The sequence below is a fragment of the Rhodopseudomonas sp. RCAM05734 genome (assembly GCF_052658035.1).
Map to the genome: position 1 here is coordinate 736,600 of NZ_CP199742.1, position 18,332 is coordinate 754,931.

The window sequence follows — 18,332 nt, forward strand, 5'->3', positions numbered from 1 at the left end:
ACGCTGTGAAGTCCAGCGCGGGTGACGCGGTCCGACAGGGAGAGCATCATGGGCGTTGAAGGCATTGGCGCAAGCGTTGTGCGCAAGGAAGACCGCCGCTTCATTACCGGCCGTGGCCGCTATGTGGACGATATCAAGGTGCTGGGCCTGACCCATGCGCACTTTGTCCGCAGTCCCTATGCCCACGCCAGGGTCAAGGGCATCGACGCCACCGCCGCCAAGGCGATGCCGGGCGTGGTCGACGTCCTGACCGGGCAGCAGATTGTCGACGACAAGGTCGGCAACCTGATCTGCGGCTGGGCGGTGCATTCCAAGGACGGCACGCCGATGAAGATGGGCGCCTGGCCGGCGATGGCGCCGGAGGTGGTGCGCTTCGCCGGACAGGCGGTGGCGGTGGTGATCGCCGAGACCAAGAACCAGGCCCGGGACGCCGCGGAAGCTGTGGTGGTCACCTATGAGGAACTGCCCGCCGCCGCCCATATCAAGGCGGCGATTGCGCCGGGCGCGCCGCAGTTGCATCCGGAAGCACCGGGTAACGTGGTCTATGACTGGTCGATCGGCGACGAGAAGGCGGTCAACGACGCCTTCGGCAAGGCGGCCCACGTCGTGTCGCTGGAGCTGACCAACAACCGGCTGGTGCCCAACGCCATGGAGCCGCGCGCGGCTGTCGCCGAATACAACGATGCCGAGGAACATTTCACGCTTCACACCACGTCGCAGAACCCGCACGTCGCACGTCTCGTGCTGTCGGCATTCTACAACATCGCGCCGGAGCACAAGCTGCGGGTGATCGCTCCCGACGTCGGCGGCGGCTTCGGCTCCAAGATCTTCATCTATCCCGAAGAGATGGTGGCGCTGTGGGCCTCCAAGAAGGTGCGCCGCCCGGTGAAATGGACCGGCGACCGCTCGGAAGCCTTCCTCACCGACGCCCATGGCCGCGACCACATCTCGCACGCGGAAATGGCGTTCGACAACGACCACAAGATTCTCGGCCTGCGGGTCAAGACCCACGCCAATTTCGGCGCCTACATGTCGCTGTTCTCGTCGTCGGTGCCGACCTATCTCTACGCCACGCTGCTGTCCGGCCAGTACAACATCCCGGCGATTTATGCCGAGGTGATGGGCGTCTACACCAACACCACGCCGGTTGACGCCTATCGCGGCGCCGGCCGGCCGGAGGCGAGCTACCTGCTGGAGCGGATGCTGGAGACCGCAGCGCGGCAGTTCAAGCTCGATCCCGCGGAACTGCGGCGCAAGAATTTCATCACCCAGTTCCCGCACCAGACCCCGGTGATCATGGCCTATGACGTCGGCGACTTCGGCGCCTCGCTCGATGCCGCCATGAAGGCCATCGACTATGCCGGCTTCCCGGCCCGCAAGGCCAAGGCGAAGGCCGAAGGCAAGCTGCGCGGCATCGGCCTGTCCTGCTACATCGAGGCGTGTGGCATCGCACCGTCGAAAGCCGTGGGCTCGCTCGGCGCCGGCGTCGGCCTGTGGGAATCCGCCGAGGTGCGGGTCAATCCCGTCGGCACCATCGAGGTGCTCACGGGATCGCACAGCCACGGCCAGGGCCACGAGACCACCTTCGCCCAGCTCGTCGCCGGACGCCTCGGCATTTCCGTCGACCAGGTGCAGATCGTCCACGGTGACACCGACAAGGTGCAGTTCGGCATGGGCACCTACGGCTCGCGCTCGGCCGCGGTGGGCATGTCGGCCATCTTCAAGGCGATGGAGAAGGTCGAAGCCAAGGCCAAGAAGATCGCTGCGCACCAGCTCGAGGCCTCGGTCGAAGACATCGTCATCGAGAACGGCGAGTTCAAGGTGACCGGCACCGACAAGTCGATCGCGCTGCCGATGGTGGCGCTCGCCGCCTACACGGCGCACAACCTGCCTGACGGCATGGAGCCCGGCCTCAAGGAAGGCGCGTTCTACGACCCCACCAACTTCACCTTCCCGGCTGGCTGCTACATCTGCGAAATCGAGGTCGACGCCGGCACCGGCAAGACCCACTTCGTCGATTTCGTCGCCGCCGATGATTTCGGTCGGCTGATCAACCCGATGATCGTCGAGGGCCAGGTCCATGGCGGGCTCGCGCAGGGCATCGGCCAGGCGATCCTCGAAGGCGCGGTCTATGACGATAGCGGCCAGCTCGTGACCGCGTCGTTCATGGACTACACCATGCCGCGCGCCGACGACCTGCCGTCGTTCAAGCTGTCGCACACCACCACGCTTTGCCCGGGCAATCCGCTCGGCGTGAAGGGCTGCGGCGAGGCCGGCGCCATCGGTTCCTCGGCGGCGGTGATCAACGCCATCACCGACGCCATCGGCCACAACAAGCTCGAAATGCCGGCGACCCCCGACCGGGTCTGGCATGCCATCCAACTCCAACAGGCTGCTGAGTAGGAGCGAGACCATGTACGAGACCACCTATCACCGCCCCGCCAGCATCGATGAAGCAGCCGCACTGTTCGCCAAGGGCACCGACGCCAAATATCTCGCCGGCGGCCACACCCTGATCCCGGTGATGAAACAGCGGCTGGCGGCGCCATCTGATGTCATCGACCTCGGCCGTATCAAGGAGTTGATCGGCATCGAGGTCACCGCCGATGCGCTGATCATCAAGGCGGCCACGACCTACTTCGACATCCTGCAGAGCGCTGCTGCGAAGAAGGCGATCCCGGCCATCGTGCACCTGACCTCGGTGCTCGGCGATCCCCAGGTTCGCCATCGCGGCACCATCGGCGGCTCCATCGCCAACAACGACCCCGCTGCCGACTATCCCGCCGCCGTGCTGGCGCTCGGTGCCACGGTGATGACCAGCAAGCGGCTGATCCCGGCGGATGAATTCTTCCAGGGCCTGTTCTCCACGGCGCTGGAAGACAACGAGATCATCACCGCGGTGTCGTTCCCGATCCCCGCCAAGGCGGCCTATTCCAAGATGCGCCATCCGGCGTCGCGTTTCGCGCTGACCGGCGTGTTCGTGGTCCAGACCAAATCCGGCGACGTCCGCGTCGCCGCCACCGGCGCCTCGCAGAACGGCGTGATGCGGGTGCCGGCCATCGAAGCGGCGTTGAAAGCCAACTGGTCGGCCTCCGCGCTGGATGGCATCAACATCTCCGCCGACGGGCTGATGGCCGACATCCACGGCTCCTCGGACTACCGTGCCAACCTGATCAAGGTGATGGCGCAGCGCGCGGTGGCGGAAGCGGGGTGAGGCCGGCACAGCGGAGCTGCAAACTCGGGTGTCATCGCCCGGCCGGGCGCGCAATCGCGCGCCAGGACCGGGCGATGACAGCGGAGAACGTTGCAAGGCAGCGGATCCATCCACCAACCCACGCATGCGGCCATGCGCTGCCGCGGCCAAAAGCCCCTTGCTCTCCCCCACCTCAGCATAGACAGTTTCCCGCACAGATGACGTCGCGCCAAGCGACGCAGCACGGGAAACGCAAGGTGCAGGATATCGTGACCGCTTCAGTTCAGCCGCAAACCGCCACCAGACCGACCGGGCCGCTGGCCGGCATCCGCATCGTCGAATTCGCCGGCATCGGCCCGGGCCCGTTCGCGTCCATGCTGCTGGCCGACATGGGCGCCGAGGTGATCACCCTGGTGCGCGCCGGCCAGACGCCGAAAGGCGCGTCCGCGCGCGGGCGAAAAATCGTCGCGGTCGATCTCAAGGACAAATCATCAGTCGCCGGCGTGCTGGCGCTGCTCGACGGCGCCGACGCGCTGATCGAGGGTTATCGCCCGGGCGTGATGGAGCGGCTCGGGCTGGGGCCCGACGTGGTGCTCGGCCGCAACCCGAAACTGGTCTATTGCCGCATGACCGGCTGGGGCCAGAGCGGCCCGCTGGCGCAGGCCGCCGGCCACGACATCAACTACATCTCGATCACCGGCGCGCTGGCCGCCATCGGCGGCGCCGACCGACCGGTGCCGCCGCTGAACCTGGTCGGCGATTTCGGCGGCGGCTCATTGTATCTGGTGATGGGCCTGCTGGCCGCACTGCTCGAGGCCGGCAGATCCGGCCGGGGCCAGGTGGTGGATGCCGCCATGTGCGACGGCGCGGCATCGCTGATCACCATGTTCTTCGACATGACCGCCGCCGGCCGCTGGAAGGAGGGCCGCGAAAGCAACATGCTCGACGGCGGCGCCCACTTCTACGGCGTCTACGAATGCAGCCGCGGCCACTTCATCTCCATCGGCTCCATCGAGCCGCAGTTCTACGCGCAACTGCGCGAGCTCGCCGGGCTCGGTGACATCTGCTTCGACGCGCAGATGGACCAGACGCAATGGGCAGCGCTGAAGCAGCGGCTGACCGACGTGTTCAAGACCAAGAGCCGCGACGAATGGTGCGCCATCATGGAAGGCACCGACGTCTGCTTCGCGCCGGTCCTGACCATGTCGGAAGCGACGCAGCATCCGCACATGGTCGCGCGCGGAGTGTTCATCCAGCATGACGGCCACACCCAGCCGGCCCCGGCGCCGCGTTTCTCGCGCACACCATCGGCGGCGCGGATGCCGGTGACGGTGGAGCTGGGGGAAGTGGTAAAGGAGTGGCAGGCGGAATAGCAAAGATTGACACCGGCCTGTCCGCGTCATGGCCGGGCCTGTCCCGGCCATCCACGATGTCACGTGATAACGTGGATGCCCGGCACAAGGCCGGGCATGACGTGGAGAGTGATGAGTTTCGAATGATAGTGCGAGCGCGCGGTAGCGCTAGCTACCAGACGCAAGCCTACGCCGCGCCCTTCAGCGTCAGCACGCCGCGGCGGAGCTGGTCTTCCTCGATGGATTCGAACAGTGCCTTGAAATTGCCCTCGCCGAAGCCGTCGTCGCCCTTGCGCTGGATGAACTCGAAGAAGATCGGCCCGATGGCATTGGCCGAGAAGATCTGCAGCAGTACCTTGGTCTCGCCGCCGGCCACCACGCCTTCGCCGTCGATCAGAATGCCGTCGCGCTTCAGCCGGCGCACGTCCTCGCCATGCTTGGGCAGCCGCGCATCAATCTTCTCGAAATAGGTTTCCGGCGGCGACGGCATGAACGGCAGCCCGTCGTCCCGCAGCCTCTCCACGGTGCGATAGATGTCGCTGGAGCCGCAGGCGATATGCTGGATGCCCTCGCCGCGGTAGGTGTTGAGATATTCCTCGATCTGCCCGGCGTCGCCGGCGTCCTCGTTGATGGGAATCCGGATCTTGCCGTCGGGGCTGGTCAGAGCCCGTGAAAACAGGCCGGAGGCGCGGCCCTCGATGTCGAAGAAGCGGATCTGGCGGAAGTTGAACAGTTTTTCGTAGAACCCGGTCCATACATCCATGCGGCCGCGATGGACGTTGTGGGTGAGGTGGTCGAGATAGAACAGGCCGGCGCCCTCGATCCATGGGTTCTTTGCGCCCAGCCAGTCGAACTCGAGATCATAGGCCGTGCCCTTGGCGCCATAGCGATCGACGAAATACAGCAGGCTGCCGCCGATGCCCTTGATGGCCGGAACGTCCAGCGTCTTGCGCGCCGACGGCACGTCGGCCGGCTCCGCGCCGAGCGCGATCGCGCGCTCATAGGCCTTCTGCGCATCGACCACGCGGAATGCCATCGATGGCGCGCACGGACCATGGGCGGCAACGAAATCGAAGCCGTGGCTGCCTGGCTCCTCGTTGACGAGATAGTTGATGTGGCCCTGGCGATACAGCGTGATGTTCTTGGTCTTGTGCTTCGCCACCGGCGCGTAGCCCATCAGCTTGAACAGGGCGTGCAGCTCGGCCGGATTCGGATGCGCGTATTCGACGAACTCGAAACCGTCGGTGCCCATCGGGTTGTCGGCGGTGATTGTCGCCGGCGGCGCGTCGTGTGGAAACGGACCCATGGTGATCTCCCTGAACTGATTTGCTGACAGGGAGTGTCGGTCGTATTCGACGCAAGGTGCATGCAAAGGGGCGGGAACTATGGCATGGTCATGCACGCTTTGTGCACGAAGGAGGGTTTTGACGCATGATCCCCGTGGATGCCTTCGACCTGAAGATCCTCGCGGCGTTGCAGGATGACGGTCGCCTGACCAACCAGCAGCTTGCCGATGTCGCCGGCCTGTCAGCGTCGCAATGCTCGCGGCGGCGGATGCGGCTGGAGGAAGCGCAGGTGATTGCCGGCTATCACGCCGACCTGTCGAGCGAGGCGCTCGGCTTCAACGTCATCGCCTTCATTCACATCACGCTGGCGACGCACTCGCCCGACAATGCCAAGAAGTTCCGCGCCCTGGTCACCCGCACCGATGCCATCCAGGAGGCCTATTCGCTGACCGGCGATGCCGACTACCTGTTGAAGGCGGTGCTGCGCGATCTCAAGAGCCTGTCCGATATCGTCAACAACGTGCTGATGCCGCATCAGAGCGTGGCTCATGTGCGCTCGTCGATCGTGCTCGACCGGCTCAAGGAAACGTCGCGGCTGCCGCTGAAGGCGGTGGGGTGAAGAATACGTCGCCCCAACTCCGGCTGTCGTCACCCGCGAAAGCGGGTGACCCAGTCAACGGCGGCGGCGCGGCTCCATCATCCACAGCACGGAATACTGGGTCGCCCGGTCCTGGCGCCAATTGCGCGCCGGCCGGGCGATGACACCGGGTGTGGTCGCGGCGCCTTTGCGCTGACCGCTATCTTTGGTTCGGATCGAACCTTTTCTCCAGCCCCTTCCAGCAATCCGCATAGTCGCTCTGCAACGTCGCCGAGTTCGCCGCATGCGTCGTGATCCGCTGCGGATATCGCGTCTCGAACATGAAGGCCATGGTGCCGGTCAGCTTGACCGGCTTCAGCTCGCCGTTGCTGGCATGATCGAACGCCTCGCGGTCGGGCCCATGCGGCAGCATCATGTTGTGCAGGCTGATGCCGCCGGGGACAAAACCCTGCGGCTTGGCGTCATAGACGCCGTAGATCAGGCCCATGAATTCCGACATGATGTTCATGTGATACCACGGCGGCCGGAAGGTGTTTTCCGCCACCATCCAGCGCTCCGGAAAGATCACGAAGTCGATGTTGGCGGTGCCGGCGGTGTCCGACGGCGAAGTCAGCACCGTGAAGATCGACGGATCCGGATGGTCGAAGCCGATGGCGCCCACCGGCGAGAAGGTGCGCAGGTCGTATTTGTACGGCGCATAGTTGCCGTGCCACGCCACCACGTCGATGGGCGAATGCGGCAGCCTGGTCATGAACAGCGCGCCGCCCCACTTCACATAGAGTTCGGTCGGCGTGTCCTTGTCTTCATAGGCAGCCACCGGCGTCAGGAAGTCGCGGGCATTGGCGAGACAATTGGCGCCGATCGGGCCGCGCTCCGGCAGCGTGAAAGCGCCGCCATAATTCTCGCACAGATAGCCGCGCGCCGGGCCACCGGTCAGTTCGACGCGGAACTTGACGCCGCGCGGGATCACAACGATCTCCGCCGGCTCGGCATCGATCACGCCAAACTCCGTGACGAAGCGCAAGCTCCCTTGCTGCGGCACGAACATCATCTCGCCGTCGGCATTGTAGAAGTGCTGGTCGACCATCGACTGGGTGATCAGATAGACATGCGCGGCCATGCCGGCCTGGGTGCCGGCGTCGCCGGCGGTGGTCATGGTCTGCACGCCCTGCAGGAAGGTCATGTCCTCCTTCGGGATCGGCGCCGGGTCCCAGCGCGGCTGCTCGATGCTGATGTCCTGCTCGTGGCACGGCGCGGTGCGCCACAGTCTTGCATCGACCTTCGCGAAGCGTCCGGAGTGTTTTACCGACGGGCGGATGCGGTACAGCCAGGAGCGCTCGTTGCTGCCGCGCGGCGCGGTGAACGGCGAGCCGGACAGTTGCTCGGCATAGAGCCCGTAGGCGGCGCGCTGCGGCGAGTTGCGGCCCACCGGCAACGCGCCCGGCAGGGCTTCGGTCTCAAAACTGTTGCCGAAGCCGGACATGTAGCCCTGCGTCACGCCAGTGACGCTGCGGCCGATCAGATCGGGCGATGTCGTGATGTTCATGTCATCCTCCTTTGCAGCCGTATCATCCCTGCAGCGCGGCCCACATCTCGCGGTCGCGCTTGTCGGTCCAGATCACGGGATCGTCGATACCCGAGGCTTCGTCATAGGCGCGTGAGACGTTGAACGGCAGACAGTGCTCGTAGATGGCGAATGAAGAGAACTTCGGATCCATCACCTCGCGGCACGCCGCCATGGTCTCCTTCAGCGAACGGCCTTTGGCCACCGAGATTTCCGCGGCGCCATACAGCGTGCTGACGAAATCGCGGGTCATGGCGATGGCCTCGCGGGTGGTGGCCAGCCCCTTCAGCGCGTCGCCGCGGCCGGGCGCGATGGCCTTCGGGTTGAAGTCGCGGATCTCGTTCAGCGTCGACGGCCATTCGCGCAGCATGGCGTCGCCGCAATAGCAGGCCGAGTGATATTCGATCAGGTCGCCGGAGAACATCACCTCGGCATCCGGCACCCAGGCGACGATATCGCCCGAGGTGTGACCGGCGCCGAGCTGCATCAGCTTGACCTCCCGCTTGCCGAGAAAGATCGACATCTCGCCCTTGAAGGTCAGGGTCGGCCATGTCAGGCCGGGAATGCTCTCGGAGCCCTGAAACAGGCGAGGGAAGCGGCCGAACTCGGAATCCCAGTCCTGCTGGCCGCGCTCGGCCACCAGCCGCCGCGTTTCGCTGGACGACACCACCGCTTCGGCATGAAAGGCGGAGGCGCCGAGCACGCGCACCGCATGGTAATGCGACAGCACCACATATTTGATCGGCTTGTCGGTGACGGTGCGCACCCGCTCGATCACCTTGTTGGCCAGCGCCGGCGTCGCCTGGGCGTCGAACACGATGCAGCCGTCGTCGCCGACGATGACAGCCGAATTCGGATCGCCTTCCGCGGTGAAGGCAAACAAGTCGGTGCCGATCTCGGAAAAGGTGATCTTCTTTCCCGCCATGTCGGTGGTGGATGCGAAACCTTTTGTCATTCGTTCAAGTCCTTTGAATACACAGTGTCGATCCGGGGCGCGGTCGGCGTCAGCCGGACGCGAACCCGGAACCTCGATATGTTCATCGTCTCATGCCGGGATTCCCCGTCACTCCAATTGGAGTGACTGAGGTTCGCGATCGGCTAACGCCGCTCGCGCCCCGGAATGACTGTCTTGTTGCTCCGGCAACCTTCGCTTCGCCAGCGCGATGGCCTCGCGCAGCACGTCGAGATCGCCGATGTGATTGGCGAGCACCAGCACCAGCGCCGCATCCAGCGCCGCGCTCTGTGCGTCGGCGATGCCGCGATGCGCATCGACGACCAGCCGGTAGGCGGCGTCGGGATCGGCGAAATTCGATTGGGTGGACAGCTGCATGATCGCCTCACGCTCTCCCGCTGGCGCGTGCCATGGCGGCGGTGATCGCATCCCGCGTCGGATGCCGAAACCGCGCGGCGACATAGCCGTCCGGACGCAGCAGCCAGGCCGAGCCAGGTGCGGCGTCATAACGCTGCGCGAACAGGCCGGCCGCATCGCGCAGCGGCGCGTCATTGCCGACGCGCAGATGCGCCACGCCGTCGGGCACGTCGACCGCCGCGCCATTGGCGAATTCCAGCAGCGCAAAGCCGCGGCCTGCGGCGTTGAACGCGTCGGTCAGATAGGCCGCCTCGCCCGATGCCATCGCCAGCGGTGCATCCAGCAGATGCGCGCCGGGCGGCGGCCCCGCGCGCCATTGCTCGGCATCGTCGGTCGACAGCGGCGTGTCATAGACCGACGGCACCGACAGCCGGCCGCCATTGACCATGCGCTTGGCGAAGTCGGCTTCGCCCGCCAGCGCCAGCACTGCCTGGCGCAGCCGACGCTCCTGCGGCGAATGCGGCGCGATGAAATCGGTGGAGCGTGTCGAGGCGCGGATGTTGTCGTCGGCGGCCTGGCCGCGCTCGGTCTCGTAGCTGGCGAGCAATCCCGCCGGTGCTTCACCGCGCAGGACCATCGCGAGTTTCCATGCGAGGTTCTCGCCGTCTTCCAGCCCGGAATTGGCACCGCGGGCGCCGAACGGCGACACCTGATGCGCGGCGTCGCCGGCGAAGATCACGCGCTCGTGCAGAAAGCGTTGCATGCGGCGGCACTGGAACTTGTAGACCGAGATCCATTCGAAGCTGAAATCGTCGTGGCCGAGCATGCGCGCGATGCGCGGCCGCACGTTCTCCGGCTGACGCTCGACAGCCGGATCGGCATCGGGGCCAAGCTGCAGGTCAATGCGCCAGACGTCATCGGGCTGTCTGTGCAGCAGGGCCGACTGGCCGGCATGGAACGGCGGATCGAACCAGAACCAGCGTTCGGTGGGGAATGCCGCTGTCATTTTGACATCGGCGATCAGGAACTGGTCCTCAAAAGTCTCGCCGGTGAACTCCGCACCGACCAGCCCGCGCAGGCCGGAGCGCGCGCCGTCGCAGGCGACCACGTAGTCTGCACGCAGCGTGTAAGGCCCGTCGGGCGTATCGATCGTAAGTTCGGCATGATCGTTGTGCTGCTTCAGTCCGCTCACCTTGTTGCGCCAGCGCAGGTCGATGTCGGGCAGTTGCTGGACGCGATCGACGAGAAAACTCTCGGCGTAATATTGCTGCAGGTTGATGAAGGCCGGCATCTTGTGGCCCTGCTCCGCCAGCAGGTCGAAGCGGTACAGCAGTTCCTCGCCGCAGAAGATCTTACCGACATTCCACTGCACACCCTTGGCCACCATGGGCGCCGCGGCGCCAAGCCGGTCCCAGACCTCGAGAGAGCGCTTGGAAAAGCAGATGGCGCGGGAACCGTCACCGATCCTGTCGGCATCGTCGAGCAGCACGACGCGCTGGCCGCGCTGCGCCAGGTCGATGGCCAGCGACAGCCCGACCGGCCCGGCGCCGACCACTACTACCGGATGATGCGCGGCGTCGCGGCGATCCTGGTCGGCGTGACGGCGATAGGCAAATTGCCGGACATGCTGCGCCATGACTCAGCCTCCGGCCGTTTCAATGATCGACGCTGGTCTGGCCAACGGATCGCACTCCCGTTAAGATAGTCTCATTTGCAACCATCTAAACGCCGGGCCGGTGCCGGCGTCAATGGAAATTGGCGGGACCACGTGGCGAAACTCGATCTGTTCAAGTTCGTGCCATTCCGGCTCAACCGGCTGGCCGCCGAGGTCAGCGCGGCATTGTCCGGCGAATACCGCGAACGTCACGGCCTCGACATTCCGGAATGGCGGGTTCTGGCGACGCTCGGCTTTCGTAACGAGGCATGCAGCGCGCAATATATTGCGCAGTGCACACGCACGCACAAATCCACCATCAGCCGCGCCGTCACCACCTTGATGGAGCGCGCGCTGATCGAGCGGGTGGCCAACGCCGACGACCGCCGCGAGTTCAACCTGCGCCTCACGGCCCGTGGCCGCGGGCTCTATGAGGAACTCATCCCGCGGCTGTTGCGCAAGGAGCGCGACATCATGTCGTGCCTGTCGGCGCAGGAGCGCAAGGATTTCGCAGCGCTGCTCGGCAAGATCGAGCGCAGCCTCGACCTGATGCAGGGTCGTGAGGCCGCGCATGAGACCGAGGCCTACTAGTCAGTCCTTGCGCGTCCGTCATACCCATCCCGGTTCGCGCCGATAGTTGCGTCGCATTCTGACGGTGCGTTCGTTGGTCGCAGCGTCGCACATGACAAGCGATCTCGCCCGAGCGACGCCGGTTTGATAATGCAAATGGCCTGGGATAAGGTCGCCGTGGCGCAAGCTGGGATCGGCGCCTTTTCGCTTGGACCGGCTTCTGATGAAAATTCGCCTCGTTTTGCTTGCCTTTCTGACCTTGTCTGTTGCACCGGTCATGGAGTCCGTAGCTGCCGACAATCGCGCGGGCCGCGTCGCGCTGGTGATCGGCAATGCCAAATATCCCGACGCCGAAGCGCCGCTCAAGGAACCCATCAACGACGCCCGCGAATTCGCCGACGAACTCAAGCGCAGTGGCTTCGACGTGGAGATCGGCGAGAACCTGACCGGCGAGGCCATGCGCCGCGCCCTCGACAAGATGTATGGCAGGATCAAGCCGGGCTCGGTCGCGCTGATCTTCTTCAGCGGCTACGGCGTGCAGTCGGCCCGCCAGAGCTACATGATCCCGGTCGATGCCCAGATCTGGACGGAACCCGACGTGCGGCGCGACGGCTTCAGCCTCGAGACCGTGCTGGGCGAAATCAACAGCCGCGGTGCCGGCGTCAAGGTGGCCCTGCTCGATGCGTCCCGCCGCAATCCGTTCGAGCGCCGGTTCCGCAGTTTTTCCGCCGGCCTCGCGCCGGTCATCGCGCCGAGCGGCACTCTGGTGATGTATTCGGCCGCGCTCAGTTCCGTGGTCAGCGACAACGGAACCGATCACAGCCTGTTCGTCAGCGAGTTGCTCAAGGAAATCCGCGTGCCCGGCCTGATGGCCGAGGAAACCCTGAACCGGACCCGCGTCGACGTCACCCGCGCCTCGCGCAGCGAGCAGGTGCCGTGGATCTCGTCGTCGCTGGCGGAGGATTTCTCCTTCATCCCCGGCCAGACCGCGCAGAACACGACGCCGGTGGCGATCGCCAAGCCCCGCGAGGACATCAAGCCGCGCGAAGACATTGTGCCGCCCGCGGCCAAGCCGCCGGTTGCGGCAGTGCCGGCCAAGGAGCCCGCACCCGTCGCAGCGGTCGATGTCGCAAAGCCGGCCCCGTCTGCGGCTGCGTCCGTCGCTGCGGCGCCGGCCGAGCCGATCCGTGACGAGGCCAGGATCGCGCTGGCGCTGGCCGACGATCCGACGGTGAAGACGCTCAACGGCAAGCTCGCCGAGAATCCCGACGATGCCGGCGCGCTGTACCGGCGCGGCCAAGTCTATGCCAGCAAGGGCGCCTACACGCTGGCGATCAAGGATTTCGACGCGGCGATCCGGCTCAACCCCAAGGATGTGGAAGCCTTCAACAACCGCTGCTGGGCGCGCACCGTGATCGGCGAACTGGCGGCCGCGCTGAAGGACTGCAACGAGGCGCTGCGGCTGCGGCCGAACTTCGTCGACGCGCTCGACAGCCGCGGCCTGGTCAACCTGAAAAGCGGCGCTTCCAAGAACGCCATTGCCGACTTCGACGCCGCGCTGAAGATCAATCCGCAGCCGACCTCGTCGCTGTTCGGCCGCGGCCTCGCCAAGCAGCGCATCGGCGCCACCGCCGAGGGCGAGCTCGACATCAACAATGCCAAGGCGATGGACCCGAACATCGTCAAGGAATTCGCCAGCTATGGCGTGCAATAGCGCGTGCCGTCACATGGCGTGCGGCGCGCGTTGTCGACAGCGATGTGACACGATCGACTTGAACCCGCGGCGACATCGCGCCGACTACCGAAGGCAAGCCGAGGTCACCAACTTTACACCCGCGGCGGCGGCTTGCGCGGGACCGGCGGGAAACACACCGAGACGCAGGAGGATGCAGCCATGACGATATCTGGAAACCGCACGCTGAAGGCATTCTCGGCCGCAGCGCTGGTCGGTGCCATGCTGTCGCTGACCGGACTAGCCCGCGCCGCCGACGATGTGACGTCGGACCAGATCCTGCGCGCGCTGGCGCCGAAGCAGCAGCTCACCCGCGGCCTGTCGATGTCGCCGCCGGCCGAGCCTGCGGTCAACGCCGCCGAAGGCAAGTTCGTCGACACCCTGCGCAACCGCAGTACCCGCTCGCTATCATCAGGCGAGCGCGAGCAGATCGCTGTAATCGCCGAGAGCAAGCCGAACATCGATCTGGAAATTACCTTCGAATACAATTCAGCCAATATCAGCAGCAAGGCACAGCCCGCGGTGCAAGCGCTCGGCAAGGCGCTGTCCAGCGACCAGTTGAAGGGCTCGACCTTCATCGTGGCCGGCCATACCGACGCGGTCGGCAGCGAGACCTACAACCAGGATCTCTCCGAACGCCGCGCCGACGCGATCAAGCGCGTGCTGGTCGAGAAGTACGGGATTGCCGGCGCCGACCTGGTGACGGTCGGCTATGGCAAGACCAAGCTCAAGGACCCCGCCCGTCCGCTGGATCCGGCCAACCGCCGTGTCCAGGTGGTCAATATGGCCAACAAGACCACCGCGGCGAAATAGCGCTACCGCCGACCTGCGGACAATCCGCAGCCATGGTCGCGCGATGCGCGCCCGCTCCCCACGGGGCGCCATTGGTTGGTGATTGACGCCGTCCTGTGTAGATTGCCCCTCCTACCGCCGCGCCTGCATTGCTGCGGCCAAACAGACCGTGGAACGCTCCCGCAATGAAGGCCCTTTCCCGTCACAGACATCTCGCGACATGGGCGGTTGCGGCTGCCGTGATGGCGCACCCACTCGCCGCGCGCGGCGCTGACGGTCCCGTCAGCACCACCGCGCCGGGCAGCGCCATGGTGGTGGTCGCCAAGGCCACCAATGCCTGCTTTTCCGACATGGTGCGGGTCACCGGCTTCATCGTGCCGCGGCGCGAAGCGCTGGTCGGGGTCGAGACCGAAGGCGCGAAGGTCACCGACGTGCTGGTCCGCGAGGGCGACATGGTCACCGAGAACCAGGAACTGGCTCGGCTGACGCCGTCGCCGCTGCCGGGGGGTTCCCGCGCCCCCATCACCTTGCGCACGCCGGCCGCCGGCCTGATCACCCAGGTCGCCACCGCCGTCGGCGCGCCGGCATCGCCGCAGGCCGGACCGATGTTCCGCATCGCCATCAACAACGAGATCGAGCTGGACGCCGAAGTGCCCAGCATCCACATCCTCAAGCTCAATCCGGGCGCCACCGCGCGGATCAGCCGCGACGGCCAGCCCGACCTGTTCGGCAAGGTGCGGCTGGTGTCGCCGCAGATCGATCGCGTCACCCAGCTCGGCCACGTCCGGCTGTCGCTGGCGCCCAATCCCGCGCTCAGGATCGGCATGTTCGCGCGCGCCAATATCGACGCCAAGCGCAGTTGCGGCATCGCCGTGCCGCGCTCGGCCGTCGACCACCTGACGGTGCAGGTGGTGAAGGACAACACGGTCGAGACCCGCAAGGTCAAGGTCGGGCTGACCTCGGACACCTCCACCGAGATCCTCGAAGGCATCGAGGCCGGCGAGGTGGTGGTCGCCGACGCCGGCTCGTCGCTGCATGACGGCGACAAGATCAAGACCATGTTCGCCGAAGAACTGGACCGATCGAGAGTACGGTAATGTCCCTGAATATCTCCGCCTGGTCGATCCGCCATCCGCTGCCGTCGATCGTATTCTCGATCATCCTGCTGGCGCTCGGCTGGATCAGCTTCACCAAGCTGGCGGTGACCCGGCTCCCCAACGCCGACATCCCGGTGATCTCGGTCGCCGTCTCGCAGTTCGGCGCGGCGCCGGCGGAGCTCGAGGCGCAGGTCACCAAGACCATCGAGGACGGCGTGTCCGGCGTCGAGGGCGTCAGGCATATCTCGTCCTCGATCACCGACGGCCTGTCGCTGACCACCATCCAGTTCGCGCTGGAGACCAACACCGATCGCGCGCTCAACGACGTCAAGGACGCCATCACCCGCGTCCGCGCCAACCTGCCGCAGAATGTCAACGAACCGCTGATCCAGCGCGTCGACGTGATCGGCCTGCCGATCGTCACCTATGCCGCGATCTCGCCGGGTAAGACGCCCGAGCAACTGTCATGGTTCGTCGATGACGTGGTGAAACGCGCGCTGCAGGGCGTCCGCAACGTCGCCCAGGTCGAGCGCATCGGCGGCGTCGAGCGCGAGATCCTGGTGTCGCTGGACACCGACCGGCTCCAGGCGGCCGGCCTCACCGCGGTGGACGTCTCGCGGCGGCTGCGCGGCACCAATGTCGACCTCGCCGGCGGCCGCGCCGAGATCGGCAAGAACGACCAGGCGATCCGCACATTGGCCGGCGCCAAGACGCTGAACGAACTCGCCGGCACCATGATCAGCCTGCCGGCCGGCGGCGAAGTGCGGCTCGACGACCTCGGCACCGTCACCGACACCGTCGCCGACCGCCGCACCTTCGCGCGCTTCAACGGCGAGCCGGTGGTGGCGCTGGGCATCAAGCGCTCCAAGGGCGCCTCCGACGTGGTGGTCGCCGCCGCCGTGCAGAAGCGCATCGAGGCGCTGAAGGCCACCTATCCTGACGTCGATCTCAAGCTGATCGACACCTCGGTGGATTTTACCAAGGGCAACTACGAAGCCGCGATCTCCACTCTGTTCGAGGGCGCTATCCTGGCTGTCATCGTGGTGTTCGTGTTCCTGCGCGACTTCCGCGCCACGGTGATCGCCGCGATCTCGCTGCCGCTGTCGATCTTCCCGGCGTTCTGGGCCATGGACCTGCTCGGCTTCTCGCTGAACCTCGTGAGCTTCCTGGCCATCACGCTGTCCACCGGCATTCTGGTCGACGACGCCATCGTCGAGATCGAGAACATCGTGCGCCACATGCGGATGGGCAAGTCGCCCTACCGCGCGGCGCTGGAGGCCGCCGACGAGATCGGCCTCGCGGTGATCGCCATCTCGCTCACCATCATCGCGATCTTCGCGCCGGCCAGCTTCATGTCGGGGATCGCCGGACAATTCTTCAAGCAGTTCGGCATCACCGTATCGGTGCAGGTGTTCTTCTCGCTGCTGGCGGCGCGCTTCGTGACGCCGGTGCTGGCCGCCTATTTCCTCAAGGATCATCCGCACGACGATCCGCCGCCCGGCCGCGTGCTGCAGACCTACACCAGGCTCGTCACATGGTCGGTCAAGCACTACTACATGACCGTGCTGGTGGGGCTCGGAATCTTCGCGCTGTCGATCTGGAGCATCCGGCTGCTGCCGCAGGGCTTCCTGCCGGCGCAGGACACCGCGCGCTCGCTGCTGGCGATGGAGCTGCCGCCGGGCTCGCAGCTCGCCTTCACCGAAAAGGTCACCGAGGAGATCACCGCCCGCCTGCGCAAGCGGCCCGAGGTCGTGAGCGTGTTCGTCGATGGCGGCCGTGTGCCGCCGGGCCTGCAGGAGGTGCGGCGCGCGGCGCTGATCATCAACTACACGCCGAAGAGCGCGCGCGACAGCGCCCACACCCAGCGCGAACTCGAGCTCGACATCGGCAAGGAACTCGAGAATGTGCCTGATATCCGCTACTGGTTCCTCGACGAAAATGGCCTGCGCGCCATCTCGCTGGTGGTGACCGGTACCGACAGCAACATCGTCGGCAACGTCGCCAATGAGCTGGCGACGCAGATGAAGCGGATTCCGCTGATCGCCAATGTGATCTCGGAGACCTCGCTGGACCGGCCGGAACTGCGCATCCAGCCACGCGCCGATCTTGCGGCGCGGCTCGGCGTCTCCACCGAAGGCCTGTCGGAAACCATCCGCGTCGCCACCATCGGCGACGTCGGCCCGGCACTGGCGAAATTCGATGCCGGCGACCGGCTGGTCCCGATCCGCGTGCAACTGGAAGACAGCGCCCGCGCCGACCTCTCGGTGCTGGAGCAGCCTGCGCGTGCCGCTCGGCGGCGGCCGTGGCGGCGTGCCGCTGTCTGTTGTGGCCGACATCAAGCTCGACCAGGGACCGACCAGCATCAACCGCTACGACCGCGAGCGTCAGGCCACCGTGGCCGCGGATCTGGTCGGCACCGCCGCGCTCGGCGATGCCATGAAGAAGATCTACGACCTGCCGGTCATGAAGAGCCTGCCGAAGAACGTCAGCGTCAAGCAGTCCGGCGACGCCGAGAGCCTCAACGAACTGTCCGACGGTTTTGCGACGGCGATCTCTGCCGGGCTGATGATGGTCTATGCGGTACTGGTGCTGTTGTTCGGCACCTTCCTGCAGCCGGTCACCATCCTGTTCTCGCTGCCGCTGTCCATCGGCGGCGCCATCATGGCGCTGCTGGTGACCGGCAAGCAGCTCACCACCCCGGTCTGGATCGGCATATTGATGCTGATGGGCATCGTCACCAAGAACGCCATCATGCTGGTGGAGTTCGCCATCGAGGCGATCCGCGACGGCAAGAGCCGCGAGGTGGCGATGATCGACGCCGGCATGAAGCGGGCGCGGCCGATCGTCATGACCACCATCGCCATGGCCGCCGGCATGATGCCTTCGGCGCTGGCCTTCGGCGCCGGCGGCGAATTCCGCTCGCCGATGGCGCTCGCCATCATCGGCGGTCTGATCTTCTCTACGGCCCTGTCGCTGCTGTTCGTGCCGGCGATGTTCATGATGATGGACGATGTCGGCCAGCTGTCATGGCGCTGGGGCAAGAAGCTCCTGATCTCCACCGGCGACAATGAGCCCGGCGACATCAAGCCGCCGGCGGAGGTGCAGAAATAAGCCTCGTTTCCCGGACGCGATGCGGCTTCTTCACTCTCCCCGCCTAGCGAAGCTGCGCTTCGCCGGACGGGGCG

The 18,332-nt window shown here is 65.8% G+C and carries 13 protein-coding genes and 1 pseudogene; 9 read left to right on the top strand and 5 right to left on the bottom strand.

Annotated features, from left to right (window positions below; all coding sequences use genetic code 11):
* The first annotated feature begins 48 nt into the window (after nt 1-48).
* The 3 genes from ACUXVA_RS03730 to ACUXVA_RS03740 all read left to right on the top strand — a co-directional run bounded on the left by ACUXVA_RS03730 (nt 49) and on the right by ACUXVA_RS03740 (nt 4,566).
* Nucleotides 49-2,403, top strand: coding sequence for a xanthine dehydrogenase family protein molybdopterin-binding subunit (locus ACUXVA_RS03730; RefSeq protein WP_265081527.1), 2,355 nt, complete (start codon nt 49-51; stop codon nt 2,401-2,403).
* Nucleotides 2,404-2,413: 10 nt separating this feature from the next.
* Nucleotides 2,414-3,214: an FAD binding domain-containing protein gene (locus ACUXVA_RS03735; RefSeq protein ID WP_265081526.1), complete on the top strand. Its 801-nt coding sequence runs from the start codon at nt 2,414-2,416 to the stop codon at nt 3,212-3,214.
* Between the two features lie 248 nt (nt 3,215-3,462).
* Nucleotides 3,463-4,566: a CaiB/BaiF CoA transferase family protein gene (locus tag ACUXVA_RS03740; protein WP_445490886.1), complete on the top strand. Its 1,104-nt coding sequence runs from the start codon at nt 3,463-3,465 to the stop codon at nt 4,564-4,566.
* A gap of 166 nt (nt 4,567-4,732) precedes the next feature.
* Here the strand turns inward: ACUXVA_RS03740 and hppD are convergent, their stop codons facing one another.
* Complete coding sequence (hppD, locus tag ACUXVA_RS03745) at nt 4,733-5,851, bottom strand: 4-hydroxyphenylpyruvate dioxygenase (RefSeq protein WP_265081524.1); 1,119 nt, start codon at nt 5,849-5,851, stop codon at nt 4,733-4,735.
* Between the two features lie 125 nt (nt 5,852-5,976).
* On the opposite strand from hppD, the gene ACUXVA_RS03750 reads away from it, so the two are divergent.
* On the top strand, nt 5,977-6,450 hold the full coding sequence (locus ACUXVA_RS03750; RefSeq protein WP_265081523.1) for an Lrp/AsnC family transcriptional regulator: 474 nt from the start codon (nt 5,977-5,979) through the stop codon (nt 6,448-6,450).
* 178 nt (nt 6,451-6,628) lie between these two features.
* On the opposite strand, the gene hmgA is transcribed toward ACUXVA_RS03750, so the two are convergent.
* The 4 genes from hmgA to ACUXVA_RS03770 form a co-directional block, all read right to left on the bottom strand.
* Complete coding sequence (gene hmgA, locus ACUXVA_RS03755) at nt 6,629-7,975, bottom strand: homogentisate 1,2-dioxygenase (protein ID WP_445490888.1); 1,347 nt, start codon at nt 7,973-7,975, stop codon at nt 6,629-6,631.
* A gap of 22 nt (nt 7,976-7,997) precedes the next feature.
* Nucleotides 7,998-8,948 carry an MBL fold metallo-hydrolase gene (locus ACUXVA_RS03760; protein WP_265081521.1) on the bottom strand — a complete coding sequence of 317 codons (951 nt, stop codon included), beginning with the start codon at nt 8,946-8,948 and terminating at the stop codon, nt 7,998-8,000.
* A 108-nt stretch (nt 8,949-9,056) separates the two neighbouring features.
* Entirely contained in the window at nt 9,057-9,323 is a 267-nt protein-coding gene (locus ACUXVA_RS03765) for a DUF2783 domain-containing protein (protein WP_265083534.1), read from the bottom strand.
* A 7-nt stretch (nt 9,324-9,330) separates the two neighbouring features.
* The gene (locus ACUXVA_RS03770; RefSeq protein ID WP_445490891.1) at nt 9,331-10,938 is read right to left on the bottom strand and encodes an FAD-dependent oxidoreductase; all 1,608 of its coding nucleotides are present in this window, start codon (nt 10,936-10,938) and stop codon (nt 9,331-9,333) included.
* A gap of 132 nt (nt 10,939-11,070) precedes the next feature.
* Between ACUXVA_RS03770 and ACUXVA_RS03775 the strand changes: the two genes are divergently transcribed.
* The 5 genes and pseudogenes from ACUXVA_RS03775 to ACUXVA_RS03795 all read left to right on the top strand — a co-directional run bounded on the left by ACUXVA_RS03775 (nt 11,071) and on the right by ACUXVA_RS03795 (nt 18,258).
* The gene (locus ACUXVA_RS03775; protein WP_265081520.1) at nt 11,071-11,547 is read left to right on the top strand and encodes a MarR family winged helix-turn-helix transcriptional regulator; all 477 of its coding nucleotides are present in this window, start codon (nt 11,071-11,073) and stop codon (nt 11,545-11,547) included.
* 202 nt (nt 11,548-11,749) lie between these two features.
* Nucleotides 11,750-13,240: a caspase family protein gene (locus ACUXVA_RS03780; RefSeq protein ID WP_445490893.1), complete on the top strand. Its 1,491-nt coding sequence runs from the start codon at nt 11,750-11,752 to the stop codon at nt 13,238-13,240.
* Nucleotides 13,241-13,420: 180 nt separating this feature from the next.
* A complete protein-coding gene (locus ACUXVA_RS03785) occupies nt 13,421-14,071 on the top strand; it encodes an OmpA family protein (protein WP_445490895.1) in 651 nt (216 codons plus the stop codon).
* A gap of 221 nt (nt 14,072-14,292) precedes the next feature.
* Nucleotides 14,293-15,147 (top strand): efflux RND transporter periplasmic adaptor subunit, encoded by an 855-nt coding sequence (locus tag ACUXVA_RS03790; protein WP_445493228.1) that lies wholly within the window; start codon nt 14,293-14,295, stop codon nt 15,145-15,147.
* Nucleotides 15,147-18,258 (top strand): annotated as a pseudogene (locus ACUXVA_RS03795) (efflux RND transporter permease subunit). Before ACUXVA_RS03790 ends, ACUXVA_RS03795 begins: the two are co-directional and overlap by 1 nt.
* The last annotated feature ends 74 nt before the right edge of the window (nt 18,259-18,332 follow it).

Excerpts from the sequence above, each read along its gene's own strand:
- ACUXVA_RS03780 (WP_445490893.1), top strand. The coding sequence starts at position 11,750 with ATGAAAATTCGCCTCGTTTTGCTTGCCTTTCTGACCTTGTCTGTTGCA.
- hmgA (WP_445490888.1), bottom strand. The coding sequence starts at position 7,975 with ATGAACATCACGACATCGCCCGATCTGATCGGCCGCAGCGTCACTGGC.
- ACUXVA_RS03765 (WP_265083534.1), bottom strand. The coding sequence starts at position 9,323 with ATGCAGCTGTCCACCCAATCGAATTTCGCCGATCCCGACGCCGCCTAC.
- ACUXVA_RS03750 (WP_265081523.1), top strand. The coding sequence starts at position 5,977 with ATGATCCCCGTGGATGCCTTCGACCTGAAGATCCTCGCGGCGTTGCAG.
- ACUXVA_RS03735 (WP_265081526.1), top strand. The coding sequence starts at position 2,414 with ATGTACGAGACCACCTATCACCGCCCCGCCAGCATCGATGAAGCAGCC.
- ACUXVA_RS03785 (WP_445490895.1), top strand. The coding sequence starts at position 13,421 with ATGACGATATCTGGAAACCGCACGCTGAAGGCATTCTCGGCCGCAGCG.
- ACUXVA_RS03790 (WP_445493228.1), top strand. The coding sequence starts at position 14,293 with ATGGCGCACCCACTCGCCGCGCGCGGCGCTGACGGTCCCGTCAGCACC.
- ACUXVA_RS03770 (WP_445490891.1), bottom strand. The coding sequence starts at position 10,938 with ATGGCGCAGCATGTCCGGCAATTTGCCTATCGCCGTCACGCCGACCAG.
- ACUXVA_RS03730 (WP_265081527.1), top strand. The coding sequence starts at position 49 with ATGGGCGTTGAAGGCATTGGCGCAAGCGTTGTGCGCAAGGAAGACCGC.
- hppD (WP_265081524.1), bottom strand. The coding sequence starts at position 5,851 with ATGGGTCCGTTTCCACACGACGCGCCGCCGGCGACAATCACCGCCGAC.
- ACUXVA_RS03760 (WP_265081521.1), bottom strand. The coding sequence starts at position 8,948 with ATGACAAAAGGTTTCGCATCCACCACCGACATGGCGGGAAAGAAGATC.